At 42.9% G+C, this 23,414-nt stretch carries 23 protein-coding genes and 1 riboswitch; of the genes, 19 read left to right on the top strand and 4 right to left on the bottom strand.

Going from position 1 to position 23,414, the window contains the following annotated elements; genetic code table 11:
- Positions 1-6 precede the first annotated feature (6 nt).
- The 11 genes from ACFP56_RS08955 to ACFP56_RS08905 all read left to right on the top strand — a co-directional run bounded on the left by ACFP56_RS08955 (position 7) and on the right by ACFP56_RS08905 (position 12,330).
- Positions 7-393: a hypothetical protein gene (locus ACFP56_RS08955; RefSeq protein ID WP_379233513.1), complete on the top strand. Its 387-nt coding sequence runs from the start codon at positions 7-9 to the stop codon at positions 391-393.
- Between the two features lie 250 nt (positions 394-643).
- Positions 644-1,222: a polymorphic toxin-type HINT domain-containing protein gene (locus ACFP56_RS08950; RefSeq protein WP_379233511.1), complete on the top strand. Its 579-nt coding sequence runs from the start codon at positions 644-646 to the stop codon at positions 1,220-1,222.
- A 12-nt stretch (positions 1,223-1,234) separates the two neighbouring features.
- On the top strand, positions 1,235-1,579 hold the full coding sequence (locus tag ACFP56_RS08945) for a DUF3969 family protein (protein WP_379233509.1): 345 nt from the start codon (positions 1,235-1,237) through the stop codon (positions 1,577-1,579).
- 369 nt (positions 1,580-1,948) lie between these two features.
- Positions 1,949-2,206 carry a hypothetical protein gene (locus ACFP56_RS08940; protein WP_379233507.1) on the top strand — a complete coding sequence of 86 codons (258 nt, stop codon included), beginning with the start codon at positions 1,949-1,951 and terminating at the stop codon, positions 2,204-2,206.
- Between the two features lie 579 nt (positions 2,207-2,785).
- Positions 2,786-3,805 (top strand): zinc-dependent alcohol dehydrogenase, encoded by a 1,020-nt coding sequence (locus ACFP56_RS08935; RefSeq protein WP_379233505.1) that lies wholly within the window; start codon positions 2,786-2,788, stop codon positions 3,803-3,805.
- A 13-nt stretch (positions 3,806-3,818) separates the two neighbouring features.
- Entirely contained in the window at positions 3,819-5,753 is a 1,935-nt protein-coding gene (locus ACFP56_RS08930; protein WP_379233503.1) for a hypothetical protein, read from the top strand.
- A 15-nt stretch (positions 5,754-5,768) separates the two neighbouring features.
- Complete coding sequence (locus ACFP56_RS08925) at positions 5,769-6,680, top strand: carbohydrate ABC transporter permease (protein ID WP_379233501.1); 912 nt, start codon at positions 5,769-5,771, stop codon at positions 6,678-6,680.
- A gap of 4 nt (positions 6,681-6,684) precedes the next feature.
- Entirely contained in the window at positions 6,685-7,530 is an 846-nt protein-coding gene (locus tag ACFP56_RS08920) for a carbohydrate ABC transporter permease (RefSeq protein WP_379233498.1), read from the top strand.
- Between the two features lie 48 nt (positions 7,531-7,578).
- Positions 7,579-9,312, top strand: a complete 1,734-nt coding sequence (locus ACFP56_RS08915) for a sensor histidine kinase (RefSeq protein ID WP_379233496.1) — start codon at positions 7,579-7,581, stop codon at positions 9,310-9,312.
- Positions 9,309-10,889 carry a response regulator transcription factor gene (locus ACFP56_RS08910; RefSeq protein WP_379233494.1) on the top strand — a complete coding sequence of 527 codons (1,581 nt, stop codon included), beginning with the start codon at positions 9,309-9,311 and terminating at the stop codon, positions 10,887-10,889. The genes ACFP56_RS08915 and ACFP56_RS08910 overlap by 4 nt, the downstream gene beginning before the upstream one ends.
- Positions 10,890-11,013: 124 nt before the next feature.
- The gene (locus ACFP56_RS08905) at positions 11,014-12,330 is read left to right on the top strand and encodes an ABC transporter substrate-binding protein (RefSeq protein WP_379233492.1); all 1,317 of its coding nucleotides are present in this window, start codon (positions 11,014-11,016) and stop codon (positions 12,328-12,330) included.
- A gap of 291 nt (positions 12,331-12,621) precedes the next feature.
- On the opposite strand, the gene ACFP56_RS08900 is transcribed toward ACFP56_RS08905, so the two are convergent.
- Positions 12,622-12,846 (bottom strand): helix-turn-helix domain-containing protein, encoded by a 225-nt coding sequence (locus tag ACFP56_RS08900; protein WP_379233490.1) that lies wholly within the window; start codon positions 12,844-12,846, stop codon positions 12,622-12,624.
- 281 nt (positions 12,847-13,127) lie between these two features.
- Between ACFP56_RS08900 and ACFP56_RS08895 the strand changes: the two genes are divergently transcribed.
- On the top strand, positions 13,128-13,313 hold the full coding sequence (locus ACFP56_RS08895) for an aspartyl-phosphate phosphatase Spo0E family protein (protein ID WP_379233488.1): 186 nt from the start codon (positions 13,128-13,130) through the stop codon (positions 13,311-13,313).
- 96 nt (positions 13,314-13,409) lie between these two features.
- Here ACFP56_RS08895 and ACFP56_RS08890 read toward each other — a convergent pair whose 3' ends face one another.
- A complete protein-coding gene (locus tag ACFP56_RS08890) occupies positions 13,410-14,108 on the bottom strand; it encodes a DUF421 domain-containing protein (protein WP_379233486.1) in 699 nt (232 codons plus the stop codon).
- Positions 14,109-14,198: 90 nt separating this feature from the next.
- Between ACFP56_RS08890 and ACFP56_RS08885 the strand changes: the two genes are divergently transcribed.
- Positions 14,199-14,537: a DUF4363 family protein gene (locus ACFP56_RS08885; RefSeq protein WP_379233484.1), complete on the top strand. Its 339-nt coding sequence runs from the start codon at positions 14,199-14,201 to the stop codon at positions 14,535-14,537.
- A gap of 93 nt (positions 14,538-14,630) precedes the next feature.
- Here ACFP56_RS08885 and ACFP56_RS08880 read toward each other — a convergent pair whose 3' ends face one another.
- Positions 14,631-16,739 (bottom strand): stalk domain-containing protein, encoded by a 2,109-nt coding sequence (locus ACFP56_RS08880; RefSeq protein ID WP_379233481.1) that lies wholly within the window; start codon positions 16,737-16,739, stop codon positions 14,631-14,633.
- Positions 16,740-16,956: 217 nt separating this feature from the next.
- Here ACFP56_RS08880 and ACFP56_RS08875 point away from each other — a divergent pair, with 217 nt between their 5' ends.
- The 3 genes from ACFP56_RS08875 to ACFP56_RS08865 all read left to right on the top strand — a co-directional run bounded on the left by ACFP56_RS08875 (position 16,957) and on the right by ACFP56_RS08865 (position 20,213).
- Positions 16,957-17,340 (top strand): GntR family transcriptional regulator, encoded by a 384-nt coding sequence (locus ACFP56_RS08875; RefSeq protein WP_379233479.1) that lies wholly within the window; start codon positions 16,957-16,959, stop codon positions 17,338-17,340.
- A 44-nt stretch (positions 17,341-17,384) separates the two neighbouring features.
- A complete protein-coding gene (locus ACFP56_RS08870; protein ID WP_379233477.1) occupies positions 17,385-18,494 on the top strand; it encodes a DUF1648 domain-containing protein in 1,110 nt (369 codons plus the stop codon).
- A 153-nt stretch (positions 18,495-18,647) separates the two neighbouring features.
- Positions 18,648-18,748: riboswitch (purine riboswitch) on the top strand.
- Positions 18,749-18,863: 115 nt separating this feature from the next.
- The gene (locus ACFP56_RS08865) at positions 18,864-20,213 is read left to right on the top strand and encodes an NCS2 family permease (RefSeq protein ID WP_379233475.1); all 1,350 of its coding nucleotides are present in this window, start codon (positions 18,864-18,866) and stop codon (positions 20,211-20,213) included.
- 55 nt (positions 20,214-20,268) lie between these two features.
- Here the strand turns inward: ACFP56_RS08865 and ACFP56_RS08860 are convergent, their stop codons facing one another.
- Positions 20,269-20,679 (bottom strand): VOC family protein, encoded by a 411-nt coding sequence (locus tag ACFP56_RS08860; protein ID WP_379233473.1) that lies wholly within the window; start codon positions 20,677-20,679, stop codon positions 20,269-20,271.
- Positions 20,680-20,859: 180 nt separating this feature from the next.
- Here ACFP56_RS08860 and ACFP56_RS08855 point away from each other — a divergent pair, with 180 nt between their 5' ends.
- Genes ACFP56_RS08855 through ACFP56_RS08845 form a run of 3 tightly spaced genes read left to right on the top strand, consistent with a single transcriptional unit; the run spans position 20,860 to position 23,411 of the window.
- The gene (locus ACFP56_RS08855; RefSeq protein ID WP_379233471.1) at positions 20,860-21,633 is read left to right on the top strand and encodes a LamB/YcsF family protein; all 774 of its coding nucleotides are present in this window, start codon (positions 20,860-20,862) and stop codon (positions 21,631-21,633) included.
- A 33-nt stretch (positions 21,634-21,666) separates the two neighbouring features.
- Positions 21,667-22,407, top strand: a complete 741-nt coding sequence (gene pxpB, locus ACFP56_RS08850) for a 5-oxoprolinase subunit PxpB (RefSeq protein ID WP_379233469.1) — start codon at positions 21,667-21,669, stop codon at positions 22,405-22,407.
- An 11-nt stretch (positions 22,408-22,418) separates the two neighbouring features.
- On the top strand, positions 22,419-23,411 hold the full coding sequence (locus ACFP56_RS08845) for a 5-oxoprolinase subunit C family protein (protein WP_379233467.1): 993 nt from the start codon (positions 22,419-22,421) through the stop codon (positions 23,409-23,411).
- The last annotated feature ends 3 nt before the right edge of the window (positions 23,412-23,414 follow it).

Below are 23,414 nucleotides of genomic sequence, written 5' to 3'. Positions count from 1 at the left end.
TAACGAATGTATGTTGGAGAGAATGATGCAAGAAAGTTAGTAGAGCTTGGTTTTAAAAGAACTTTCTATGTTGACGAAGTAGCACCGTTTGACATTTATAAGCATAATGAGGAGGAGTGGTGTGTAGGAGGTAGGATTGTTCCAGAGGGGAATTTATTATCTCCTAATGAGGTCTATTTAAATGGGGCTTGGCTCCCTAATATTTACGATTTGATGTTTTGGTTAGAAAGCAATGATTATATGTATGTTTTAAGTCACAATTACGAAGGGTTACTCTACAAGTTAGAAGTATTCGATGAAGATAGGAAAGTATTAGTGAAAGCTAAAGGTGGTACACCGGCAAATGTTTTTTGCAATGCAATACTCAAAATTTTAGCAATGAAAAGAAAATAATATTCAGTTCTCTTGGAAAATCAATAGTTGTAAATTTGCCAAGACCATGAGGTCCAATCCTCGAGGTCTTTCTTTTCCTTACTTAATGCTTAATGAATCGGGTGGATCGGTTATAATAAGTTGGACAGAAAAAATAAGGGGCTAGTAGAATAAACCTATCGAGTAAGGAGCGGATTTCTACAACGACCCAAAAAGCACAACGCACGTTTACAAGCGAGTTTAAGAAACTTAGTCTGACGAAACTGGGGAAGTGGCATATAAAGAAGTCGTGGGGCTGTTCCAAAAGCAGGCTGACGAAATCTATTATATCCACATCGGCGATGAAACCATTGAGGTTACAGTGGAGCATCCGTTCTGGCTCGATGGCAAAGGGTGGACTGAAGTTAAAGACCTGAAGGTTGGCGACTTGCTTGTTTCGAGTGACGGCACTACACTGGCAATAGATAAGATCGAGAAAGAGCTGCGAGAAGCAACAGTTTATAACTTTGAGGTAGCGGACTTCAATTCTTACTTTTTCTCTAACCTTGGGATATGGGTGCATAATTGTGCGTTGAAAAATGTATATAAATCAATTAAAGATTCTCCGTTTTACCCACAAGGTTTTTCAGCAGCTAAAAACGGAACTGTGAAGAACAAGGTCAACAATACAGAATTACTTGAGGAACTAAGAGCTATAGAGTCGGGTACTTGGAACAAGATTTACAAGGATGGTGTGGATGCAAACGGTAAAAAAATCTCAATCCACTACTTCCAAAGCCAATCCGGTCAAGTGTTTAATGTCAAGGTGAAAAATGGATGGAGTAACTCATCGAGTCAAATGCCTAAATAAAGGAGTGGTACATTGAATTTACAAATAGAATTGAAGCATTCAGACGAAATCCAAAGGTTTTTATGTATATTAAATCTTGGCATGCTTGATTCCTTGCTTGAAGGGGCGTTAACATTTGAAGATGCATATGCGTATCTTTATCGTCCTTATGTAGCACAACTTTTGGAAAAAAACAATGCGAATAAGGAAATAATCGAGTTGTTCGAAGAATGCTGTATGTTGGAGGATATACGAGATATAGCTCCCGAAAAGCTACAAGATGAACTTAAACAGAAAAAGCAAGAAACATTAGATTTACTTAAATCCTTGTCTAGTACAGAAAAGTCGATGTATTGGATCAACAAATTTGATGAATGATTCAAAGACCTTGGGGGGCGGCAATCCTCAAGGTTTTTCTTTTATCCTCACCAGTGCCGAATGAATGAGGGGATGAACAGGTCACTTGTCGTACCTATTTAGATAGAAGCACCGACTATAAATAGTGAGGAAGTAGAAGTTATTTTTTTGCAACTATGCGGAATAGATTCAACTGGTCATAAGCACTATTTGCTTCTACGCTTATAAACGAAATGGTTAGTAATGGCTCCTTGGTATACAGTTACAAAAATGGGGAGTTAACTCATAATTTATCTAAGAAAGATATCGATGCCATTAATGAAGCAGTACTTAATTTTATGATGGCAACGGGGGCTTACGATAAAAAAGGTGACTATTAAGGAGGTGAAAATGGAGCAAGTGATAACTCTTATAGTTGTCTGGTTTATTGTCAATGTTTTAGCAGCTTTTCGATTTGCATTGTTCTCCAACATGAACAAAAAAATGGTCGTTTTTTCTTTAATCATGATGAATTTGATTTTGGTCGGAATATACATTATTTATCGAATAGGTTTTGAAAACGTAAATAAATCGGGTTTAATCGCTATTGTAGTCATTATTGCCGCTATTATGTTTTTTTTCTACTATAAGCAGCATGATGATAAGTGAGTTAGCAAAGTGCCGATGAAAGCACGGACTGGGAGCCAGTAGCAGGAGCGAGCGGAGCAGCGCCGAATACAACACCTGAGACCTTGTATTACTTGGAGGATTCCCGAGACATTGTGCTCGCACTGTTAAACCAATTAGTGAATTTACAAGATTGCAACTACCTTACTTCCTGCAAAATATTGAACTTGAAGATTATTTTTAGTTATTATTTCAAGTAAAGAATTTGTTATCTATAGAAAATAACAGTAATTGACCTTGGGGCGATAGTCCACAAGGTCATTTTTTTACCCTAATCCAGTGCCGAATGAATCGGGCTGCAAGACCAGTTAACCTTCGTCTAAAGGCCTTGTGTGGGTAATAGCCTGACAACCTGTGATGGTAAAGAATTAGCGATTGAAAGCTCGATATGTGATGTGGTTCTGGTTGTTATTGCCGAGTGTAACAACAAATTCTTAAAAACTGAAAAGTTTCCGTAATCTCTCTCCTTTTTTCACATGTCTAATCTTTCTATAATGAAAGAGATCAAAGACAGTATGACAATAATAGAACAACTTTAACCAGCAAAGGGGAGAAATATAGATGACTAAGGCCGTTTATTATGAAGGAAATCAACGACTTCGCTCAGGCGATGCGCCGGCGATGGAGCCACTACCCGGGGAAGTTCGGATAGCCGTATCTTATGCTGGAATATGCGGGACCGACTTGCACATTTATCATGGTCATATGGATCATAGAGTTTCATTTCCGCACATTATGGGCCATGAGCTATCCGGAGTGGTGGATATGGTTGGGCCGAATTGCGGGTCTATCAAGGAAGGCGACCGGGTAACGGTAATGCCGCTACAGCCATGCGACAATTGTCCGGCATGCGACGCAGGGCACAGGCATATTTGCCACAAGCTTAAGTTTATGGGGATAGAGACGCCAGGCGCCTTCCAGAAGTATTGGACAGTACCTGTTGAAACGATTGTGCCGTTGCCGGATAACTTGAGTTTGAAGCATGGAGCGCTGATTGAGCCGCTTGCAGTTGCTTGTCACGATGTTCGGAGAGGGAAGGTAGCCAAGGGAGACTATGTCGTAATATTGGGCGGAGGTCCAATCGGCACACTGATTGCACTCGTTGCGAAAGCTTCCGGCGCAGAAGTGCTAGTATCTGAAATTAACCCGCATCGACTTGAATTGCTGGAAAATATGGGGCTCAACGTTATTAATCCGCTAGAGCGGGATGTTGTCGCTTATGTAGAGGAAGCGACTGGCGGGGCAGGCTGCGATGTTGTATTTGAAGTGACTTCATCAACTGCCGGAGCAGAACTCATGACCCGATTGCCTCGTACAAGAGGGAGAATTGTTGTAGTTGGCATTTTCAATAAGCCGGTTCCTGTGGATTTGCATAAGTTTTTCTGGAGAGAGCTCGAGATGAGCGGAGCTCGTGTGTATGAACGAGAGGATTTCAGCGCGGCAGTGGAACTGGCCGCATCCGGCAAACTGCCTTTGGATACGATAATCAGCACGGTCTATCCGCTGGATCAACTGGCTGAAGGCTTCCGTCAGATGGAAAGTGGAAGCAGTGTCATGAAAATATTAATCGAGTGTCAATGAAGGGGGCAACAACATGAAGGAAACTCCTGCGGTGACGATACCAACAATTGCAATCAACGAATCTTGCGAGACGCCAGAATGGGCCTTGCTTCAGCAGCAGCTGATCGGAATGCTGAACGACGCAGCATCTGAGTTCGTTCAGCGTTACGTAATGGCTGACGGAACCTTGCTGTGGAGGTCAAGCTGGCCGGGGATGGACGGATCGGATGATCCCTATGAAGGATTTATGAATTTGGCACTACTGTATGTTCTGGGCGGAAAAAGCGAGTTATATGACGATGCTCGCAAGGTTTGGGATGGTATTACATGGCAGTGGACGGAATATGGCCAAATTCACCGGGAATTTGACGCTTATTACGATTGGATGCATCACGGGGAAGGGTATTTGTTTTTCTATTTCCTGGGACTTGCCAATCCCGACAGCTTGAAGGATCGCCAACGCGCAAGACGATTTGCCGGTTTCTATACAGGGGAAGACGCGGAGGCCGACAACTATGATCCGGTGCATAAGCTGATTCGTTCTCCAATTACGGGGAGCCGCGGTCCGCGCTTTACGATGACGGAAGAGGACTGGATGACGCATCGCGGCATTCTGGATAATTACCTCGCACCCTTCGAGGATTTGAAAGGCATCGATATAACAACAGGCAAATGCCCGTGGTCAGATGACAATGTGTATAAAGAAATCATTGACAAGATGAATCAACGTATGGCCAAAGGCGATGTGCCGCTTAACTTGAATGCAACCAGCCTGATTGCGCATGCCTATATGTACAGTGGCGATCAGTCGCTAATGAGCTGGCTGGAGGAGTATGTAGGAGCATGGCGGGATCGTGCGAAGCAAAACGACGGAATTATGCCTGACAACGTTGGATTGAACGGTGAAATCGGCGAATACAACGATGGAAAATGGTGGGGAGGCTACTATGGCTGGCGCTGGTCCCACGGCTTCTTTACAATAATCGAGCCTGTAACAAATGCTGTAATGAATGCGGTGCTAATGACCGGTAATATGTCATGGCTCGATATGGCCAGACAGCAGCTCGACATCAACTGGAATCTACGACAAAAAAAGGACGGTTACTATGTCGTGCCGCATAAGCATTTTGATAGCGGCTGGACAGACTTTAAACGCCCTAACCCTGTTTATCCTATTTATTTGTGGACGGTTTCCATGGATGAACAGGATGTGGAGCGATTCGATCGAATGGATCCTGAACCGGTCTATACCGAGATCGAAATTCCGACCGTATCCGGACGCAATCCGAATACAGGCAAGGAAACGAAGCATTACATTGCCAATACAGTTCCTTGGTTTCAATACATTCGCGGTATGGATCCAACGTATCCGGAACGTATTCTTCGAGCGAATTGCGAGCTTGTGCGCATCCAGCTAGAGAAGATGAGATCGCCTGAAGGAGACCCTCGTAATTGGGTAAGCGACGGCTTCAGTTTGGAGGACTTATCTAGTATTCACAAATGGCAGGAAATGTGTCCAGTTTATCCTGAAGGACTGCTTCAGTTGACAATGGGAGCTCCGATGCACATATCGCATGGCGGCTTGCAGCATGCAAGGGTCCGTTACTTTGATGCGACAGTGCAGCGGCCGGGCTTGCCGCCAGGCCTAAGCGCGCTTGTCGAGCAATTGACCGATACGCAGGTGACCTTGCGGCTTGTCAATACAGACCAACAAAACGATAAGGCAGTCATCATCCAAGCGGGTGGCTTCCGAGAGCACCAATTTGAACAAGTGATGAAGGTAGATGAACAAGGGGCAATCCAGTCTACTCATGATGTATTCAGCGAATGGCTGCGTGTAGATTTGGGCAAAGGCGCCGGAACCCGGTTAACGATAACGATGCGTCGTTATGTAAATCGACCTTCCTACGAGACACCATGGAGCCGAGGTGACGAAACAAGGCTCATTGATGGCAGAACGGACAATTGAAAGGAGGAGAGCTAGTTGAACAATACTAATTCACGCATCAGGAGATATCAATTACGTCCTTCCATTGAAGGTTATCTGTTTATATCGCCGTTTGTTATCGGCTTTCTTCTGCTGACCCTTTGGCCGATGATTCAATCCATTTATTTTTCTTTCACCGATTATTCATTGCTGGAGCCGGCCCGCCCAGTCGGAATAGCGAATTATTCAAAAATATTTACGGATGATAGCTCATTTATTAATTCCTTGCGGGCAACATTGCTGTTTGTCCTCATATCGGTTCCTTTAAAGCTGATTGTTGCTCTTCTGCTTGCTATGGTGCTGAATATGAAGCTGCGAGGCATGTATATATATAGAACGGTCATCTATTTTCCTTCGCTCATTGGAGCAAGCGTGGCTGTAGCGATACTGTGGAGCAATATATTTGGAACAAACGGTTTGATCAATCAAATTTTAGCTTACTTTAGCATAGAGGGGAAAAACTGGATAGCTCTTCCTGAAACCGCTCTAGGCACATTGATTTTATTGGCGGTATGGCAATTCGGATCGTCCATGGTTATATTTCTGGCCGGCTTGAAGCAAATTCCCGGTGAATACTATGAAGCGGCGGCTGTTGACGGCGCCGGCAAAATCAGAACGTTTTTCAATATTACTCTGCCGCTTCTTTCGCCAATTATTTTGTTTAATCTGGTCCTTCAAACGATCGGGTCGTTCCAAATGTTTACGCAAGCCTTTATTATTACGAAAGGCGGACCGGTTGAAAGCACCTATATGTATGCCCTTTATTTATTTGATAAAGCTTTTGCGCAGTTTCAGATGGGGTATGCCTCGGCTTTGGCCTGGATTTTGCTAGTATTGATAGGTTTGGCGACAGCGTTTATATTTGCGACATCCAAATTATGGGTGCATTATGAAACGGAGGGAGGTTAACGTTATGAGACAAGTCAAGAGCAAACGGATTATGGCGCATATATTTCTCATAGCGCTTTGTTTCGTGATGGTGTATCCTGTCTTCTGGTGGTTTGGCGCAGCATTTAAGCCTGTATCGGAGTTGACGTCATCCAATATTATACCGTTGCAGCCGACGCTGGACAATTTTATTTACGGCTGGACAGCGATAACCAATTATCCATTTACTGTTTTTTATGCCAATACAGCGTTTCTCATCATCTCGGTACTCGTTACTTCGATCATTTCTTGCAGTCTGGTCGCCTTCGGATTTGCCAGACTTGAATTTCCGCTCAAAAAGTTTTGGTTTGCGATCGTGCTTACTACGCTGATGCTTCCAAATCAGGTTACAATTGTGCCGCAATATGTTATGTTTGATTTCTTTGGCTGGATCGATTCGTACTTGCCGTTTATCGTTCCGCATGCTTTGGCCGGGGGAATTGGAGGATCATTTTTCGTCTTTTTGCTCGTCCAATTTATTCGCGGAATTCCGAAGGAACTGGACGAGGCGGCAAAAATGGATGGCTGCAGCACATTTGAAATTTATTACCGGATCATCGTTCCGCTGCTTGGACCGGCCCTTGTAACGGTGTCGATCTTCTGCTTCTTGTGGAACTGGGATGATTTCTTTGGACACATGATTTATATCAAATCCATTGACAACTATACGGTCGGTTTGGCGCTCAAGCTGTTTGTCGACTCCCAATCTGCAACGCCTTGGGGACAGTTGTTCGCAATGGCATTATTGTCGGTCGTGCCAGGTACACTTGTATTTTTCTTTACTCAGCGTTATATTGTGGATGGAGTTGCAACGACCGGCTTGAAAGGCTAAAGACTAGACAGAAGCCAAGTCATATGCACACCGTCAGGAGGGTATGGCGTGATCAACTGGATGTTCAAACGATTTCATATTCGCAAGCTATATTTATGGAGCATGTCAATTTTTGCCTTGCTCCTTTTTGCTGTTGCAATCGGGAGCAGCTATTATTTCTCCGTTAAGGAGATTATTCGCACGACAACTTCCTATCAAGAGCGCTTGCTCAACGGCTTAAGCGAGAAGCTTGGCGCACAATTTGCCTCCATCGAATCGGTCTCATTATCTGTTGTACGCAATCATGATTTGTTGGATCTGCTTTCTGGTGTGAATGAGCCTTATGAAAATCTTCTGGCCGTGCGCAATGTAGTGGCTTCGTTGAACACATTGACGTTCAGCACGCCTTCCATTTTTACAATTGAACTGTATGTCGACGATCCACATACAAGCGGCGAACAGGAATTAGTGCGTTTTATGCCTTTATCTCAATTGAAAGACAATGAGTGGTATCCGAATATTGAGAAGTCGGACTTTGCATGGATCGGCGAGCATCAATCAAACAGCTATATCGGCGAGGTGACGGTTGTCAGCTTTGCGAGAAAAATTTATTCGACTGCTGGAGATTATAAGGGCGTTGTCGTGATTAATATGCTTGCCAGTGAAATTAGGGAGCTGATGGAGGGGGATGAAAGTCAGGCGCAGCGGCTGCTGCTTGATTACGGGAATAGAATGATTACTAGAACCGGAGAGATAGATGCGGAGCCGTATTTGTCATCTATTACCGATATGAAATCAGCGCGTAACGGACATCAGCAATTCCCGTCCCAGTTTCTTGTTGTCTGGACTTATGTTGCAGGCTCCGATTGGCTGCTTATCGAGTTTACGCCATGGGATGATCTTGTCGCCGGAAGCAATCGGATGGCCAAGCTGCTTTTAATTGTTGGTGTAGCGTCATTCGGCGTGCTTGTCCTGTTCAGTTTGGTTATTAATCGCAAAATTACTGAACCGATTTTTCTTCTGCTGCGCGCCATGAACCGCTTCCCTGTACGGGAGTCCAACAATCTATTGCCTAGTGATTACTCGAATGAATTTGGTCAGATTTTTCATGGTTATAACAAACATTTGCAGAAAATCGAAGAGCTGTATCAATCGTTGAAGGTGCAATACGGCAAGCAGAAGGAAGCGGAAATAAGCGCTTTGCAGGCGATGATTAATCCTCATTTCCTATACAATACATTGGACCAGCTCAACTGGATGGCGATTAAGGATGGCAATGCCAAGATGAGCACGGTGCTGGAGTTAACGGGGAAAATGTTGAGAATTGGATTATCGCACGGGGAATCATGGATACACTTGCAAGAAGAACTGGAGCACATTGAATGCTACATGCAAATTCAGCAAATTCGGCTTGATAACCGGATTCGATATGAGATCGAACTCGACGAGAACATGCCGGATTGTCTGGTGCCCAAGCTAACGCTGCAGCCATTTGTAGAAAATTGCATTCGCCATGGATTTCACGGGCGGGAATATGGACACATACACATTCAATGCGCATGGATTAATGAAGCATTGCAGATTACGATCAGTGATGATGGACATGGTCTGCCCTCTCCGGATCAACAGCTTCAATCCAAAACAAGAGGGGGTTACGGCATTCGCAATGTTAGAGAGCGCATGCAGGCTTTTTTTGGATCGGATGATGGGATTGAAATCAAAAATCGACCTGAAGGCGGTACGCAAGTAATATTGCGTTTTCCGTGGGTCGAGGCGCCAGATCAGAGGGAGGAGAAGCGATGAACAGATCGATTGTCATTATTGACGATGACCGCAGCTTGCTTGATGGAATGAAATATGCCATTCCGTGGTCTGATTTTCATTTGGAGTGGGTGGGAGAAGCCATTGATGGCCGCGAGGGAATAGAAGTCATCCATGAATGCAGCCCGGATATCGTCCTCACGGATATTAATATGCCAGTTATGAATGGACTGGTTATGATCGAACAATTACGAAATGAAGGCTTTAAAGGCAAATTTATTATATTGAGCGGCTATACCGATTTTGAATATGCCAGACAAGCGATGAGATTACAAGTGGACGATTATTTGTCAAAGCCGATCTCTTTGGAAAGTCTGCGAAAAGTGATTGAGCGAGTAATGGAGCGTCTGGATGAGGAGGAGCAAAGCGCACAGCATTATACAATGCTGCAAAACCAACTGGAGCTCTATAAGCCTTATGTGGTCAGGGAGTGGCTTACTGCGTTCGTAACAGGCAATAACGCCGTACTCGAGACTATCCCCGATATTCAGAGCAAGCTTGCGGACTGGACGGTACAGCGTCATGTTCTGGCAGGCATTGAGGTCGGAAACAATGACCTATGGGACAAGCTTGATCGCGAGCGCAATATGATTCGATTCGTTATACAGAATGTCGTATGTGAAATGGTCAATGAAGTAACAAGCGATTACGAATATATTGAACTGCATAGTAGAAGATTTGTTATCTTGCTTCATCGATTGCCGTCGGAGGGCACAGTTGAACAATTTCAGGAGGATGCAGTCCAGTTATGTGACAGGCTCGAAACGTATCTCAAGAAACAGCTCAAGCTTCAACTGAAGGTAGAAGCGGGGGAAGTCGTTGAAAGCTGGAAGCGCATTCCAGATGCCTTCGCCAGTCTGTTTCAAAGCAAGGAGCCAGAGGATAATGGGAATTCCATCTCGGGCCCTCCGGCCTCGATCCCCTTTTATCATGAATTGGCGGAAGCAGTCCGTCATGGCCATATTGACGAAGCACGGCGAATTATTACCGCATATGTTAATGACTTGAAGCCAGAGGAGCAATACAATGCAAGTGGACTTCGTTCATGGTCGAACAATTTGTGGTCCATTATGGCTTATTCGCTTTATGATATTGGTATTGAGCTTGACCGCATCGTTGCCAGATTCAGCCCTGCGGAAGAAATGACCGCGCCTTATAACCCTGCCTCATTGCGGGAGTGGCTCCTACAAACGGTTGAGCAATTACTTGATGGCCTGCAAGTGGGGGACAATAGCAAGCATCGGCAAATGACAAATTTTATGATTCGATTTGTCCATGAGAATTATTCCAACAATATAACAATCAAACAACTGGCAGACGAGTTGCAGCTATCCAAAAATTATTTGGGTCAGATTTTCCGCAATGTCACTGGAGAGAGCTTCAATCAATATGTGACCCGTGTGAGAATGGAAAAAGCAAAACAGATGATTATTGAAGGGAAATTGTATATTTATGAAATAGCTGAGAAGGTGGGGTATACGAATATACCGTATTTCAGCAGTCAATTCAAAAAGATAACAGGTGTTAATCCTACAGATTTGCAGAAGCCCCGCGTTTGATTGGGAATATTGTTATTATGTGTAAACATTTGTTGATTTATCTCATTACAGATTGACGACCGATTTCCTATAATGAGCAATGTAAGATAAATTAAATTACATCAAGTAAAAGGGGTTGCTTTACATGCGGAAATCAAAAATCGCAACATTGTCTGTTACGGTATTATGTATGATGCTTTTTATCGCGGCATGTGGATCGTCAGGCTCAACAAATCCAAATAATGGGGCCAACGACGGGAATAACGACAATTCAAAAGTAACGCTTGGCGTTACATGGGCAGGTTCTCAAGCAAGACATGATGCAACATTGAAAGCGCTTGATATGTACGCTGAAAGCAATAGTAATGTCGTGTTTGAACCGGATTACATGGGATTTGATACGTATTTCACTAAGCTGGCAACGCTGTCGGCAGCTCGCAAATTGCCGGATATTATGCAAATCGACACAGGTAATCTAATGGATTATGCGATGCGCGATCAGCTCGCAGAAATATCGGATATTATCGATACCTCCAACATCGATGAAAAATTATTGTCTGCCGGCAAGGTCAATGGAAAGCAATACGGTATTCCGATCGGCACTAATACGATTACGTTTATGTACAATAAGACTGCTTTGGACAAGCTAGGAGTAACGGTTCCAGATGAGGGCTACTCATGGGACGAGTGGGTTGCCATTGCAAGAGACATCAAGCCTAAGCTTGAAGCTGGTAAATATGTGATGCAAGATTTGTCGATCGCTACGGGAACAACTGAATCTGATAAATATGAAATTTACCAACTTGCTTATGGCAAAGGATTTCTTCATACGCCGGACGGGCAGTTCTCTATAGACAAAGAAACCTATATTCAATTTAATGAACTGTTTGCGCAACTGCGTGATGAAGGCATTGTTCCGCCGGCTGATGTGACAGCTGGTCATAAGCAATACGATCCGATGCTGGACAACTTTTTAAATGGCACTATTTTGATCCAACGCGATTATGCTGCAGGATTCCCGGCTTTTGACAGTGTAAATCCTGGACAATATGCAATGACGCTTGTACCGCATGCTTTAGAATCCGGCGGATTCTTGCTTCCATCTCAATTTTTTACCATTAGCAAGGATACAGCTAATCTGGAAGCTGCAAAATCTCTAATTAATTGGTTCATCAACGATTTGAGCGCAGGCCAAACACTAGGTTTGGTACGTGGTGTGCCTGTTTCAAGCGAAGTATTAAAAGATTTGGAATCCTCTTTGTCCGAAGCGGACCTAGCGCAAGTCGATATTATTTCAAAAACAGCCCCAGAAGCGCAAGCTTTCTCCAGCCGTCCTAAAGGATATGGAGCTTGGACGGATGAGTGGATGAAAATATCTCAGGCAGTAGGTTTCGGTAGAATGACACCAGAAGAAGGATACGATGAACTAAAGAAAAAATGGGATGAAATTATTAAGCTCTAGAACAAATTTTGAATCGCCGCACATTTCCGCTAATGGAAAAAGTGATGCTGGAAATGATGACGCCTGAATCATTCAAAATCAATTTTCTGGTTATGGAGTATGATATAGATGGGGTATTTGAGCGTCACAGCGGGAAACATAACTATTGACTTAATAATTCGACGTATAATTCAAAGACCTTGAGGACGACAACCCTTAAGGTCTTTCTTTTCCCCTTTTAGTGTTGTCGCGTATTAAAAGCCGTGAAAATAGGAGTTGACTAAAATGAAGACCACCCTTAAAGGGCAGCCTTCAATCATCCTCTACATTTTTAAAATCAATAATTTCTCGAATATCTTCAATATTTAAAGCTTCAGCAATTCTCTCAATATGACCAAAGTTTATATTCTGCCGTTTGTAGTTGATCAATTCACTCAGTGCAGCATGACGAACATCAGTAAGTCGGGATAGTTCACGAAGACTGATATCATGTTTGATTAATAGGTCGCCTATTTTTATTACAATCTTTTTAGTCAATTTCCATCCCTACTCTTCAACTGTTTATTACGTAAAAGCGTATCATGTAGACTATTGCAGTTTGGTACGTGATTGAGTATCATGTGAATGGTAGGAATGTTGCATGAGCGTTACTATGTGCTTCTTTTCAATAGCATGCAAGTTTGCAGGTACACTTCATTCGCCTCTTCTATATGGTGAATATATAATGTTGAAAGAATTATAGTTTTAGTACCATTTATGTATTTTATAAGTAGTAGTAGTGGCTGAGGTTGAGCAGCTCTTAGATGGAGGGCCGATAAATGAACGAGATAGAAAGAGAACTGGAAGCGGAACGGAAAAAATTAAACGAACTAGGATTGCGGCTGTTGCAGCAATCCATCCCATTAGCTGATGATAAGGAACTACTGGAAATCAGTCAGAAAGTTGATCAACTGGTTGTTCGCTGTCAGCGGCTAAAGCTTGCTCAGCAATTGCAGGAAGGATAATGATACTGGTGGTGGGTAACGTCAGAAGACCAAAGGAGTGGCATTGGAATTACCAACTCCACACAATATCTGCTCGCTATTGTCTATCTTCCACGGTCAATGCGGCTTGCGACTATCCTGATACAAATCAACATATAGTTGCTTGTTAGAATCGATCTGAGCGATGAAAACGTCTTTTTCATCATAAGCGCCTTGTTTTTTTATTTCTTTGGTGAGCCATTGCTTGTCTAGATTAAGTAGGCCAAGATTTTCATGAAGGATATGACCATCTACAATTAATAGCGATGGAGCATGTTCCTTGTTTATCTTCATCCCTAATAAGCTTGCTGTAAGAGGTTCAGCTTCTGTTTTCTTCATAATGCTCAGCTCACCATTTGTTTCAAAAATAGCCATTTCAACATCGTCAATTTTGAAAACTCCTTGTTCACGAAGCATCATCATTAATTCTTCAATAGCCAGCTGATTTTTTTTCAGTTCTTCCTCAAGCACTTGACCTTCTTTAATAACGATGGATGGCTTTCCATCTGTAAACTGTAAGAAGGTTCTTGATTTCAAACCTAAATAGGCAAGCAAAATTGGAATCAATCCCCACACAATTAAGGAGATCACACCGTTAGATATTTTGATGTTCTGGTCAACAGACATTGTAGCTGCAATGGAACCGATCGTAATCCCTACGATGTAATCAAAGAAGGTTAATTGTGACAGTTGTTTCTTTCCCATTATGCGCGTTAATAGGAGCAAAATAAAAAAAGCCATAATGGAACGAATCAAGATTAACAAATACTCTGGCATATGTACGGGCTCCTTGGTAGTTCGAATAAGTTTTGCTTATTATGGGGATTTATAAGACATAATATTCAGAGAATGAGGAGGCGGAGAAGCTTGCATAGAAAGCTAATCGTTATAGTTGTAGGTTTTGTAATATTAACAGGCTGTGGCCATGTAACAGGCAATCAGGATTTTAAGCAGGAAATTAATCATGTCGAGCAATATTTACTGGATGAGGACTGGGAGACATTAACCGTTCAGCTGGATCATTTTCAACGAGTTTATAAAAAGCATCAATGGAAGGTGCAATTGATCGGGGATGAAGGGGAATATGAGCGTCTGCATGAAAGTATTAATCGTTTAAGAGCTGCAGTTGATACAAAAGAAGCAAAAGATGCGAGGATTGAGCTTGCAACGATAAAAAGTATACTTGAAGATATATATTCATTATAGAACATAACATATAGAAAAGAGCTGATGAGGTCATCCCTTGACTTAAAGGGAACTTCACCAGCTCTATTTTATTTAGCGACGATTAGATAACATTTATTGAGTTTGAACTTGCTCAATGTCACTTCCGTCTTCTAATGCAGATTCTTCCGTCGTTTCGTCCGGAGCGGTAACAACCACTTTTTCTTCTTCCAATGACGGAACGGGAACAACCATGAGGTGAAGCGGCATATTGCTTCCTGGAGCTACAATGTATTTGATATTAATAGTCTCCTGGAAATTTCCACTGCGATAAAGGAAGCCAGCTTCATTTTGCCCTCTTAAAATACTGTTGCTAGTCATCGGCACGACCACATCATTCACGATAAAAGCTCCACCATAATGACCGCCGCGTGGGTTAAGCAATACAGCTGAGTTCGGAGCAATGCTTAATGTCATATTATATAGGGTACCACCATTGCCATAGTTCGTAATTTCATTTCCTGTAACAGCATCAATACCTGTAAGAAGCGTGTCATGCTCTTGAGGCTTGTCCCCTAATACAATTTTCTCTCCACCATTTTCACCGAGAACTTTATTGACAACGATGTCGCGGTTTCCGCCTTTAAAAGTACCGCGAATATGCTTGCCATCATGCTCGCTTTGTGACAATGTGTCAAGCGATGCAATGCCATCACCATTTCTTTCAGTCACTACTAATGAATAACGGATTGGTGACGGGCTGTAGTACTCTCCGAAAATGGTTAATGTTTTTAGAGGAGTAATAGCAGGTACATTCGTCATTAATTCTACGCTTTCACCTGGTTGAAGTGTAACTGTCTTAGGATCAAGTGGAGCGATCAAAGCTTCAAGGAAGCGTCCTGCTGCTGTTTTACCAGCAGTTGAAACATGCGTGACTGGTCCTGCGAATGCAAAACGATTCGTCGTTACAGTAGTCGGCTTATCGCCGTCATTGGTTGCAACAAGATGCAGCTCTAATGGTACTTCAGCAATGTTTTGCTTATGAATATTAAAGCGAACCGCCCCAGAAATGGTATCAGAGTAGTCGATTGCTGCTCCTAATAGCTGTTCAGGGCTATTTGTTCGTACAGAAGTGATGTCCTCAGATACGATATCGTATTTTATAGAAGGCAGTCTTAGTGAGAATGAAGGATCAATTGGAATTTTATCTCCTTGTGCAGCAAAGTTTAGATAAAATTGATCTCTCGTATACATCACTTCACTAGTCACTGTAATTTGTTTCTCGACGGATGAAACAGCGCCTTTATCATCTTGAACCTCAAGCTTCACAGTATGAGTCCCTGCTGTGAAGAATGCAGGATCATTGCCTGTCCAAGTATTACGAATAATTCGACCATCTTCATCTGTGCTTATATTGGAGTAATAAACGGGTTCACCAATTTTGTATGTCGATTTATCCGTACTAAAATTAGCGACTGGTGGAACATTGGGCTTCTCTACTGTAATCGTGACCGTGAATGGCTCGCTCCAAACTCCGCGGCTATCCATAACACGGCGAGAGATTGTATATTGACCAGGCTCTGCATAGACGTCTTTTAAGCCTTCCCATTTCTCATCGATAATACGGTTGTTTCCAGTTGCTGTTGCCTGATCTTTGATCGTAACGGCAGTTTCTCCAGCAATAATACTGCGCTCATTGATAGAGAAGTTCGCTTTAGGAAGGGTGTTGAATGCTAAGGATAAGTAACCGCCTTTGACTTCAAGCGTGCTTCCAGTTGCATTTGCCCATGCACGAATAGGAACCATCAAGTTGCCATTGCTAGTAAAAGCTGTTCCTCCAGCACTAACTCGCTTGCCATTGACGGTAACAGCGCTGTCTCCTTGCTTGAATGCAATGCTTTGATTACCGCTTTTAGCAATAGATTGCTTTGTCTTGCTGTCATAGCTTACTTGATATCCATACAGCAAAGCGATTGTTTTGAATTGTACATAGGTTGTCCCTTTAACGACTGTAAGTGCTTCGTCGGACGATGTTGGAACACCATTCACAGTGATCGCGGTACTGTTTCTTGTAAATTGGAATCGATCATTCCCAGTAAGTGCTGACGTTTGTTTCTGCTGCTGAACTGATGTTTGAGCATAAGCCGTTGCGGAGCGAGCAAAGTCGCCAGTTTGGAATAATGGTACTGCAGTAATGCTAAGTACAGCTACACTCGCTGTAAGAAGTTTTAAGTATCGCTTCATCTAAACTCTCCTCATGAATCTAAAATAATTTCGATTATAAACACTCGACATATGGTTAAACGACAGGATCCTATCGGAAGTTGCGTAGAAGAATCAAATAAAATGTAAAAAAATAAGATATATGTGAAAAGGTATTGTATATTCGTTCTATCTGTTATATTATGAATATAACAGATAGAACGAATAGTTTAGAGTAATGGAAATGAGGTGAACCGAGTTGCTGCTAGCTATTGATCTTCAATCGGAAACACCGATCTATACGCAAATTTCTGAGGCAGTTATTGAAGGCATTGCAAAAGGACAGCTCCAAAAGGGCGAGGCTCTCCCATCCGTTCGTACGCTTGCTGTTGATTTGGGGGTTAATTTGCACACTGTAAATAAAGCATATCAACTGCTGAAGCAAGGGGGATATGTACAGATCAATCGTAAACAAGGTGTGATTATTGAGCCGAATGCATTCCCTATAGCAGATGAAGCATTCAAACAACGATTATGGGATCGTTTAAAGCCGGCTGTTGCAGAAGGGGTTTGTAGAGGGGTGAAGAGGGAAGAGATGATGATTCTGCTTGATGAGATATATCGAGATTTGAATAAAATGTAAAGCTTGAATATGGAGTTGGAACCATAAGAACGGAGATGATTAAGATGGCTGGAATTGAACTTTGGATATTGTTAGGTATTTTTATTCCGATTATTGTAATAACGGCAATTACTCCGATTATGACAAGGAAAATTGAAGCATTCGGGGTAACTGTCCCTGAGCACGTCAAGCAGGAACAATACATTGCGAGACATATTAAAAGGTATATGATCAGCTGTGTAGTGTTAGGGGTAGTTGTGCTGATAGCTCTTTATGCTTTACTGCAGAAGCAGAGCGCTGAAGATGTGCTGGTGTGGCTGTATCCACTTTGCATTGGCGGTTATGTGCTGCTAACCTTCGTTATGTATTACATGGCTCATTCTGCGATTAAAAACTGGAAAACACAGCAACCATGGTATAAAGAACAAATAACGGTTCAAAAAATTGTGGTGCAAACAGGTTTCCATCATAAGAAGCTAACGATATCGATTGCATGGTATATTCCGCATTTGCTGCTTGTTATATGTACGATGGCCTATAGTCTTTTTCGGTTTGACGATTATCCAGAGCAGATCCCTATGCAGTATTCGTTTGATGGAGAAGTGACAAGAGTAGTGGAAAAATCGCTGTCCTCCATACTAATGCTGTCAGTAGTTGCATTGAGCATGCTTATCGTTTTCTTATTTGCTCATTATTCTATTGTGAAATCCAAGCAGGTAATTGAAAGCAATGATCCGGAAGGCTCTGCAGAAAAAAATCGTATTTTCCGTTATGCCTGGTCGGTATACATTGCAATAGCTGGCTTTTTCGTTGTAATGCTAATGTGTATTGGTCAGCTTTCCCCACTGCTTCAATTGGAGCAAAGTGTAATGATGTCGCTTGTTTTAGGTATTATTGCAATCGTTGTAATTGGTTCAATTGTGTTATCAATCAAGCTTGGCCAAGGCGGTTCAAGAATCAGGCTTAAAGATCGACAAGCTGATGCTGTCTCAGTAGCTGATCTTGATCAATATTGGAAAGCAGGAATCTTTTATTTCAATCGCAAGGATCCAGCTATATTTGTAGAAAAGCGTTTTGGTGTAGGCTGGTCGATGAACTTCGGCAATCCGATGAGCTGGGTGATTTTCATAGGATTGCTTGCTATCATTCTGTTGCCTACGTTGTTTTTATCTTAAATGGAGTGCCTGCCTAGTAGAAAAGAAGCAGATATTAAACGTTTAGTCTGGGACTTCAAGAGAAAATACGAATATTGAAAAGGGATTTCAAGGATAATATTCGTAAAAACGTATTGACGGTTTGTCGGAATAGCTATAAAATTGTAGACGGAATATAACAAAAGCATATTCTTTCGTATAATCTCAAGAATTGGCTTGAGAGTCTCTACAAGGTCACCGTAAATGATCTGGCTACGAAAGGCGGGAAAAATCCACATGGCCAGTGGAATATTTTTCTCCTTTTTGCAAAGCCTAGGGAAATGCGATACAAGCATTTTACTACGGCTTTTTTTGCTTGTTCCAACACAATTTTGGGAGGTAATATTCAAAATGGAGCGTTTCTTTCGTTTAAAGGAACTAGGAACAAATGTCAGAACTGAAATTATGGCAGGTCTAACGACTTTCATGACAATGGCTTACATTCTTGCTGTTAACCCAGGTATTCTAAGTAACGGTACAGGTCTAAGCTTTGAAGGGGTTTTCCTCGCAACAGCATTAGCAGCAGGTATTTTCACCATTGCAATGGGACTTTTCGTTAATTTCCCTGTGGCGCTTGCTCCTGGGATGGGATTGAACGCGTATTTTGCATCAGTAGTTGTAGCTTCCGCTGCAACAGATACGCCAATTAGCCCAGCAATGGGGTTAACGGCAGTATTTATCTCGGGTATTATTTTTATTATTTTGACGATCACGCAAATCCGTCAGTTGCTTGTAGATGCAGTGCCTGACAGCTTGAAACATGCTATCACTGTTGGTATCGGTTTGTTTATCACGGTTATTGGTATGAAAAATAGCGGCATTATGGACATCATTGCATTCGAGGATGGCAGCACGCTTATTGCTTTAGGTGATCTTCACAATTCAGGTGTAGCTTATACGATTATCGCTCTTGCGATTATTGGTGTATTAATGGTTGTTCGCGTCCCTGGTGCAATTTTGTGGGGAATCGTAGCAACAACGATTATTGCTATTATCGGTGGACATGTTAATGTGGGCGATACGTTTTCTAATAATTCATGGCTGCCAAGCTTCTCTTCTATGCATTTCGCAGACTTTGATTTTGTAGGCGTGCTTGAAGTTGGCTTGATTACAGTTATTTTGACATTTACATTCGTAGAATTGTTCGATACATTCGGTACACTTGTTGGCACGGCGACTCGTGCTGGCATTATGAAGGATCCGGTTGAAGGTAAGAAACGCATCGGTAAAGCGATGTTTGTTGACGCAATCGGAGTTAGTGGTGGTGCTGTTCTAGGTACAAGTACGGTTACAGCATTCGTGGAGAGCTCTTCAGGTATAGCACAGGGTGGTCGTTCAGGTTTAACAGCTGTTACAACAGGGATCTGCTTCCTGTTATCGATCTTCTTGTTCCCGCTAGTTTTGCTTGTACCAGGTGCTGCAACATCTGCTGCGCTTATTATCGTAGGTGTACTAATGATGCAATCTGTGAAGGATATTGATTTTACGGATATGGTATATGCAATTCCAGCATTCTTCATTATCGTATTCATGCCATTCACTTACAGCATCGCGCACGGTATTTCCTTCGGTCTTGTATTCTACGCATTATTGGCAACAGCAGCGAACCTTACGAAAAAAGGGAATTATAAGGTGCATTGGTTGCTATGGGTGCTTATCGTTATTATTCTGTACAAATACTTATTTGTTGGCGGACATTAAAATTACGCTTAGATAAACTAGAAAAACAGCAGCGCTAGGCCAGCGCTGCTGTTTTTTATTCTCCTAGATTCAACTGCCACAGAACGCCGAATCGATCTTCAACTTGACCATACAGCTTGCTCCAAAATGTTTCTTGCAGCTCCATCTTAACATTGCCGTTTTCTTTCAGTCTTTCATATACAGCTTTAAGCTTCTCTGCGTTTTCAGCAACATAGGCAAGCGTAATATTATTTCCAACGGAATAAGGCGCACCAGGAAAGGTATCAGAAAACATAACTGTGCTTCCATCTATGACCAGTCGCGTATGCATAATTAAATCTTTTGCCTCTTCTTGGACTGAATCCGAACCGTGAGGAGCATCACCGAAGGTCATGAATTTCGGTTCTTCCGTCTCAAAAACATCCTTATAAAAAGAAACCGCCTCACGACAATTTCCATTAAAGGTCAAGTAAACCTCAACTGCCATGCTTTAATCATCCTTCCATTATCATTTCCTAATATGCTTCTTACTCAAAACTAGCTTGCCCATTTATCATTTGATTTGATCATAGATCATGATTTAAATTGCATTTCTTCTATTATAAAAGGTACAATTTATAGTGGATATTTAAGATTTCGTTATGAAACCATAATGAGGAGTGTATATATGTATAGAGTGGACTTGAACTGTGATATGGGCGAGAGCTTCGGTATTTACTCCTTTGGACAAGATGAAGAACTGATGAAGTATATTACATCGACCAATATTGCTTGTGGTTTCCATGCAGGCGATCCATTGACGATGCGCAAGACGGTTAAGCTGGCCCTTAAATATAATGTTGCGATTGGTGCTCATCCAAGTCTGCCAGACAAGCATGGCTTTGGACGCAGAAGGATGGATATCTCGGCAGAAGAAATCTACGGACTTGTACTTTATCAAATAGGGGCCTTGCAGGCTTTTGCTGCTGCAGAGGGCAGCCGTATTCAAAATGTAAAACCACATGGCGCGTTATATCATATGGCTAATGAAAGCACGGCTATCGCGGAAGCAATCGCAGAGGCAGCCTACCGCGTTGATCCTGATATGTATGTCGTTGGGCAATCGAACAGTAGATTGATTAAAGCCGGTGCACGAGCAGGGATGAGAACCTTGAATGAAGTATTTGCTGATCGCAATTATGAAAAAGACGGTTCATTGACGCCGCGATCACATGAACAAGCTATGATTGTCCAGTCCAAGTACTCTTCTGAACGTATGATTCGCATGGTCAGGGAGCACAAGGTCGAAAGTCGAACAGGAGAAGACATCCAAATGCGTGCGGACACGATTTGTGTGCATGGTGATTCTCCAGATGCCCTGCAGCATGTTATGCAGCTATCCCAAGCGTTAACAGAAGCAGGCATTCAGATCGCTCATCCTTCGAGTCAGCCTGGATTGTAACAGATAGCGAGAAAAAGGAAGGATGGAGAATGAATGACAGTTCGATTAATGGCAGTGGGCGAAAAGACATTTACCATTATAGTGGGAGATCACATTCAAGAGCAGATCCAGCTGGAGGTTGCAAGTCTGCTAGCGGAGCTTGAGCGTTATCAGCTGCCTGGGGTTATTGAGTATGTGCCTGCTTATTGCACAATTACGGTTCATTATAATCCTTGGCAGATCTGGAAATACGCTAGAACCCATAACATACAGCTTATATCCCCTAGCAGCTGGCTGCAAAAAAAGCTGGAAGCCATTATCGAAGCGCATCGTTATCAGTCTGGCGACGATGCTGTGCATGAAGGTAGAACGGTAGAAATACCGGTCTGTTATGGCGGGGAATATGGACCTGATCTAGCAGAAGTTGCTCGCTATAACGACTTAACTGTTGAGCAAGTAATAGAAATCCACTCTGGCCCTACATATTTAGTTCACATGCTTGGCTTCGCCCCTGGTTTTCCTTATCTGGGCGGCATGAATCCTGCCATTGCAATGCCGCGCAAAGCGATTCCGAGAGCCTCTATTGCTGCGGGCAGTGTCGGGATTGCAGGTGAACAGACAGGCGTATATCCGATATCGACTCCTGGTGGATGGCGGATTATTGGCCGTACACCGTTAAAGCTGTTTCATCCAGAATTTGAGGTTCCAACCTTGATACAAGCAGGAGATCGTGTCAAATTTATCCCGATCACAAGTGAGCAGTTTGCTAAAATTGGCGAGCTTCATTGGACGTAAGGAGAGATGATATGGCTATTGAGATGATAAAAGCCGGTATGCAGGCAACGATTCAAGATCGAGGAAGATTTGGTTATCAGAAATATGGTGTCAATGTGAACGGGGCCATGGATGAGGGCTCTGCCCGTGTTGCCAACTTGCTGGTTGGAAATGCTGAGGACATGCCTGTGCTAGAGCTAACGTTGGCAGGTGCAGTATTGAAATTTACAGAAGAGCACTTGATCGCCATATGCGGTGGCAATATGTCGCCTTACATGAATAATGCTGGTGTGGCAATGTGGCAGCCCATCGTAGTTAAGAAGGGAAGCATTTTAAGCTTTGCGCATTATGTGAGCGGTTGCCGTGTCTATATCGCCATTGCAGGTGGGATCAAAATTCCGCAGGTGCTTGGCAGCTACAGTACAAATGTGCGTGGTCAGCTGGGTGGATATAGTGGTAGACAGCTGCGTAACGGTGATGTGCTCGAGATCAACGAGGTAGAAGAAAAGTCTCGAAGCTTCAAGCTGTGGCAGAAGCTGAAAAGCAGTGAAGGCGCTAATTTTAGTGCGCAACTGTTTGCGATGGCGCCAGAAGATTATGTCACCATTCGATACATTCCTGGGCCTGAGTATCACTTGCTGACACCTGAAAGTAAGCGTGCCTGGATGAACGGTACCTGGAGAATCGATGCTCAATCGGATCGAATGGGGTATCGACTTCAAGGTGAAGCGCTGGAGCTAAAGGAAAATCGGGAAATGATATCGGAAGGCACCGTACATGGGTTGATTCAGCTACCAGCCAACGGTCAGCCGATCGTGTTGCTTTCTGATCGGCAGACGACAGGTGGTTATCCGCGCATAGCGGTTGTTGCAGCTGTAGATATTCCAATGTTCGGTCAGCTTAAGCCAGGCGATGCAATCCGTTTCGTATCCGTCACGATGGAGGAAGCAGAGCACTTGCTGCTTGAATACGAACAGGATATGGCGATGCTTAAAGCAGCGATGACGTTGAAATGCAGCTCTTAGCAG

The sequence above is a fragment of the Paenibacillus septentrionalis genome (assembly GCF_042659865.1).
GTDB classification, from domain to species: domain Bacteria; phylum Bacillota; class Bacilli; order Paenibacillales; family Paenibacillaceae; genus Pristimantibacillus; species Pristimantibacillus septentrionalis.
This window is presented reverse-complemented; position numbering and strand designations above follow the sequence as displayed.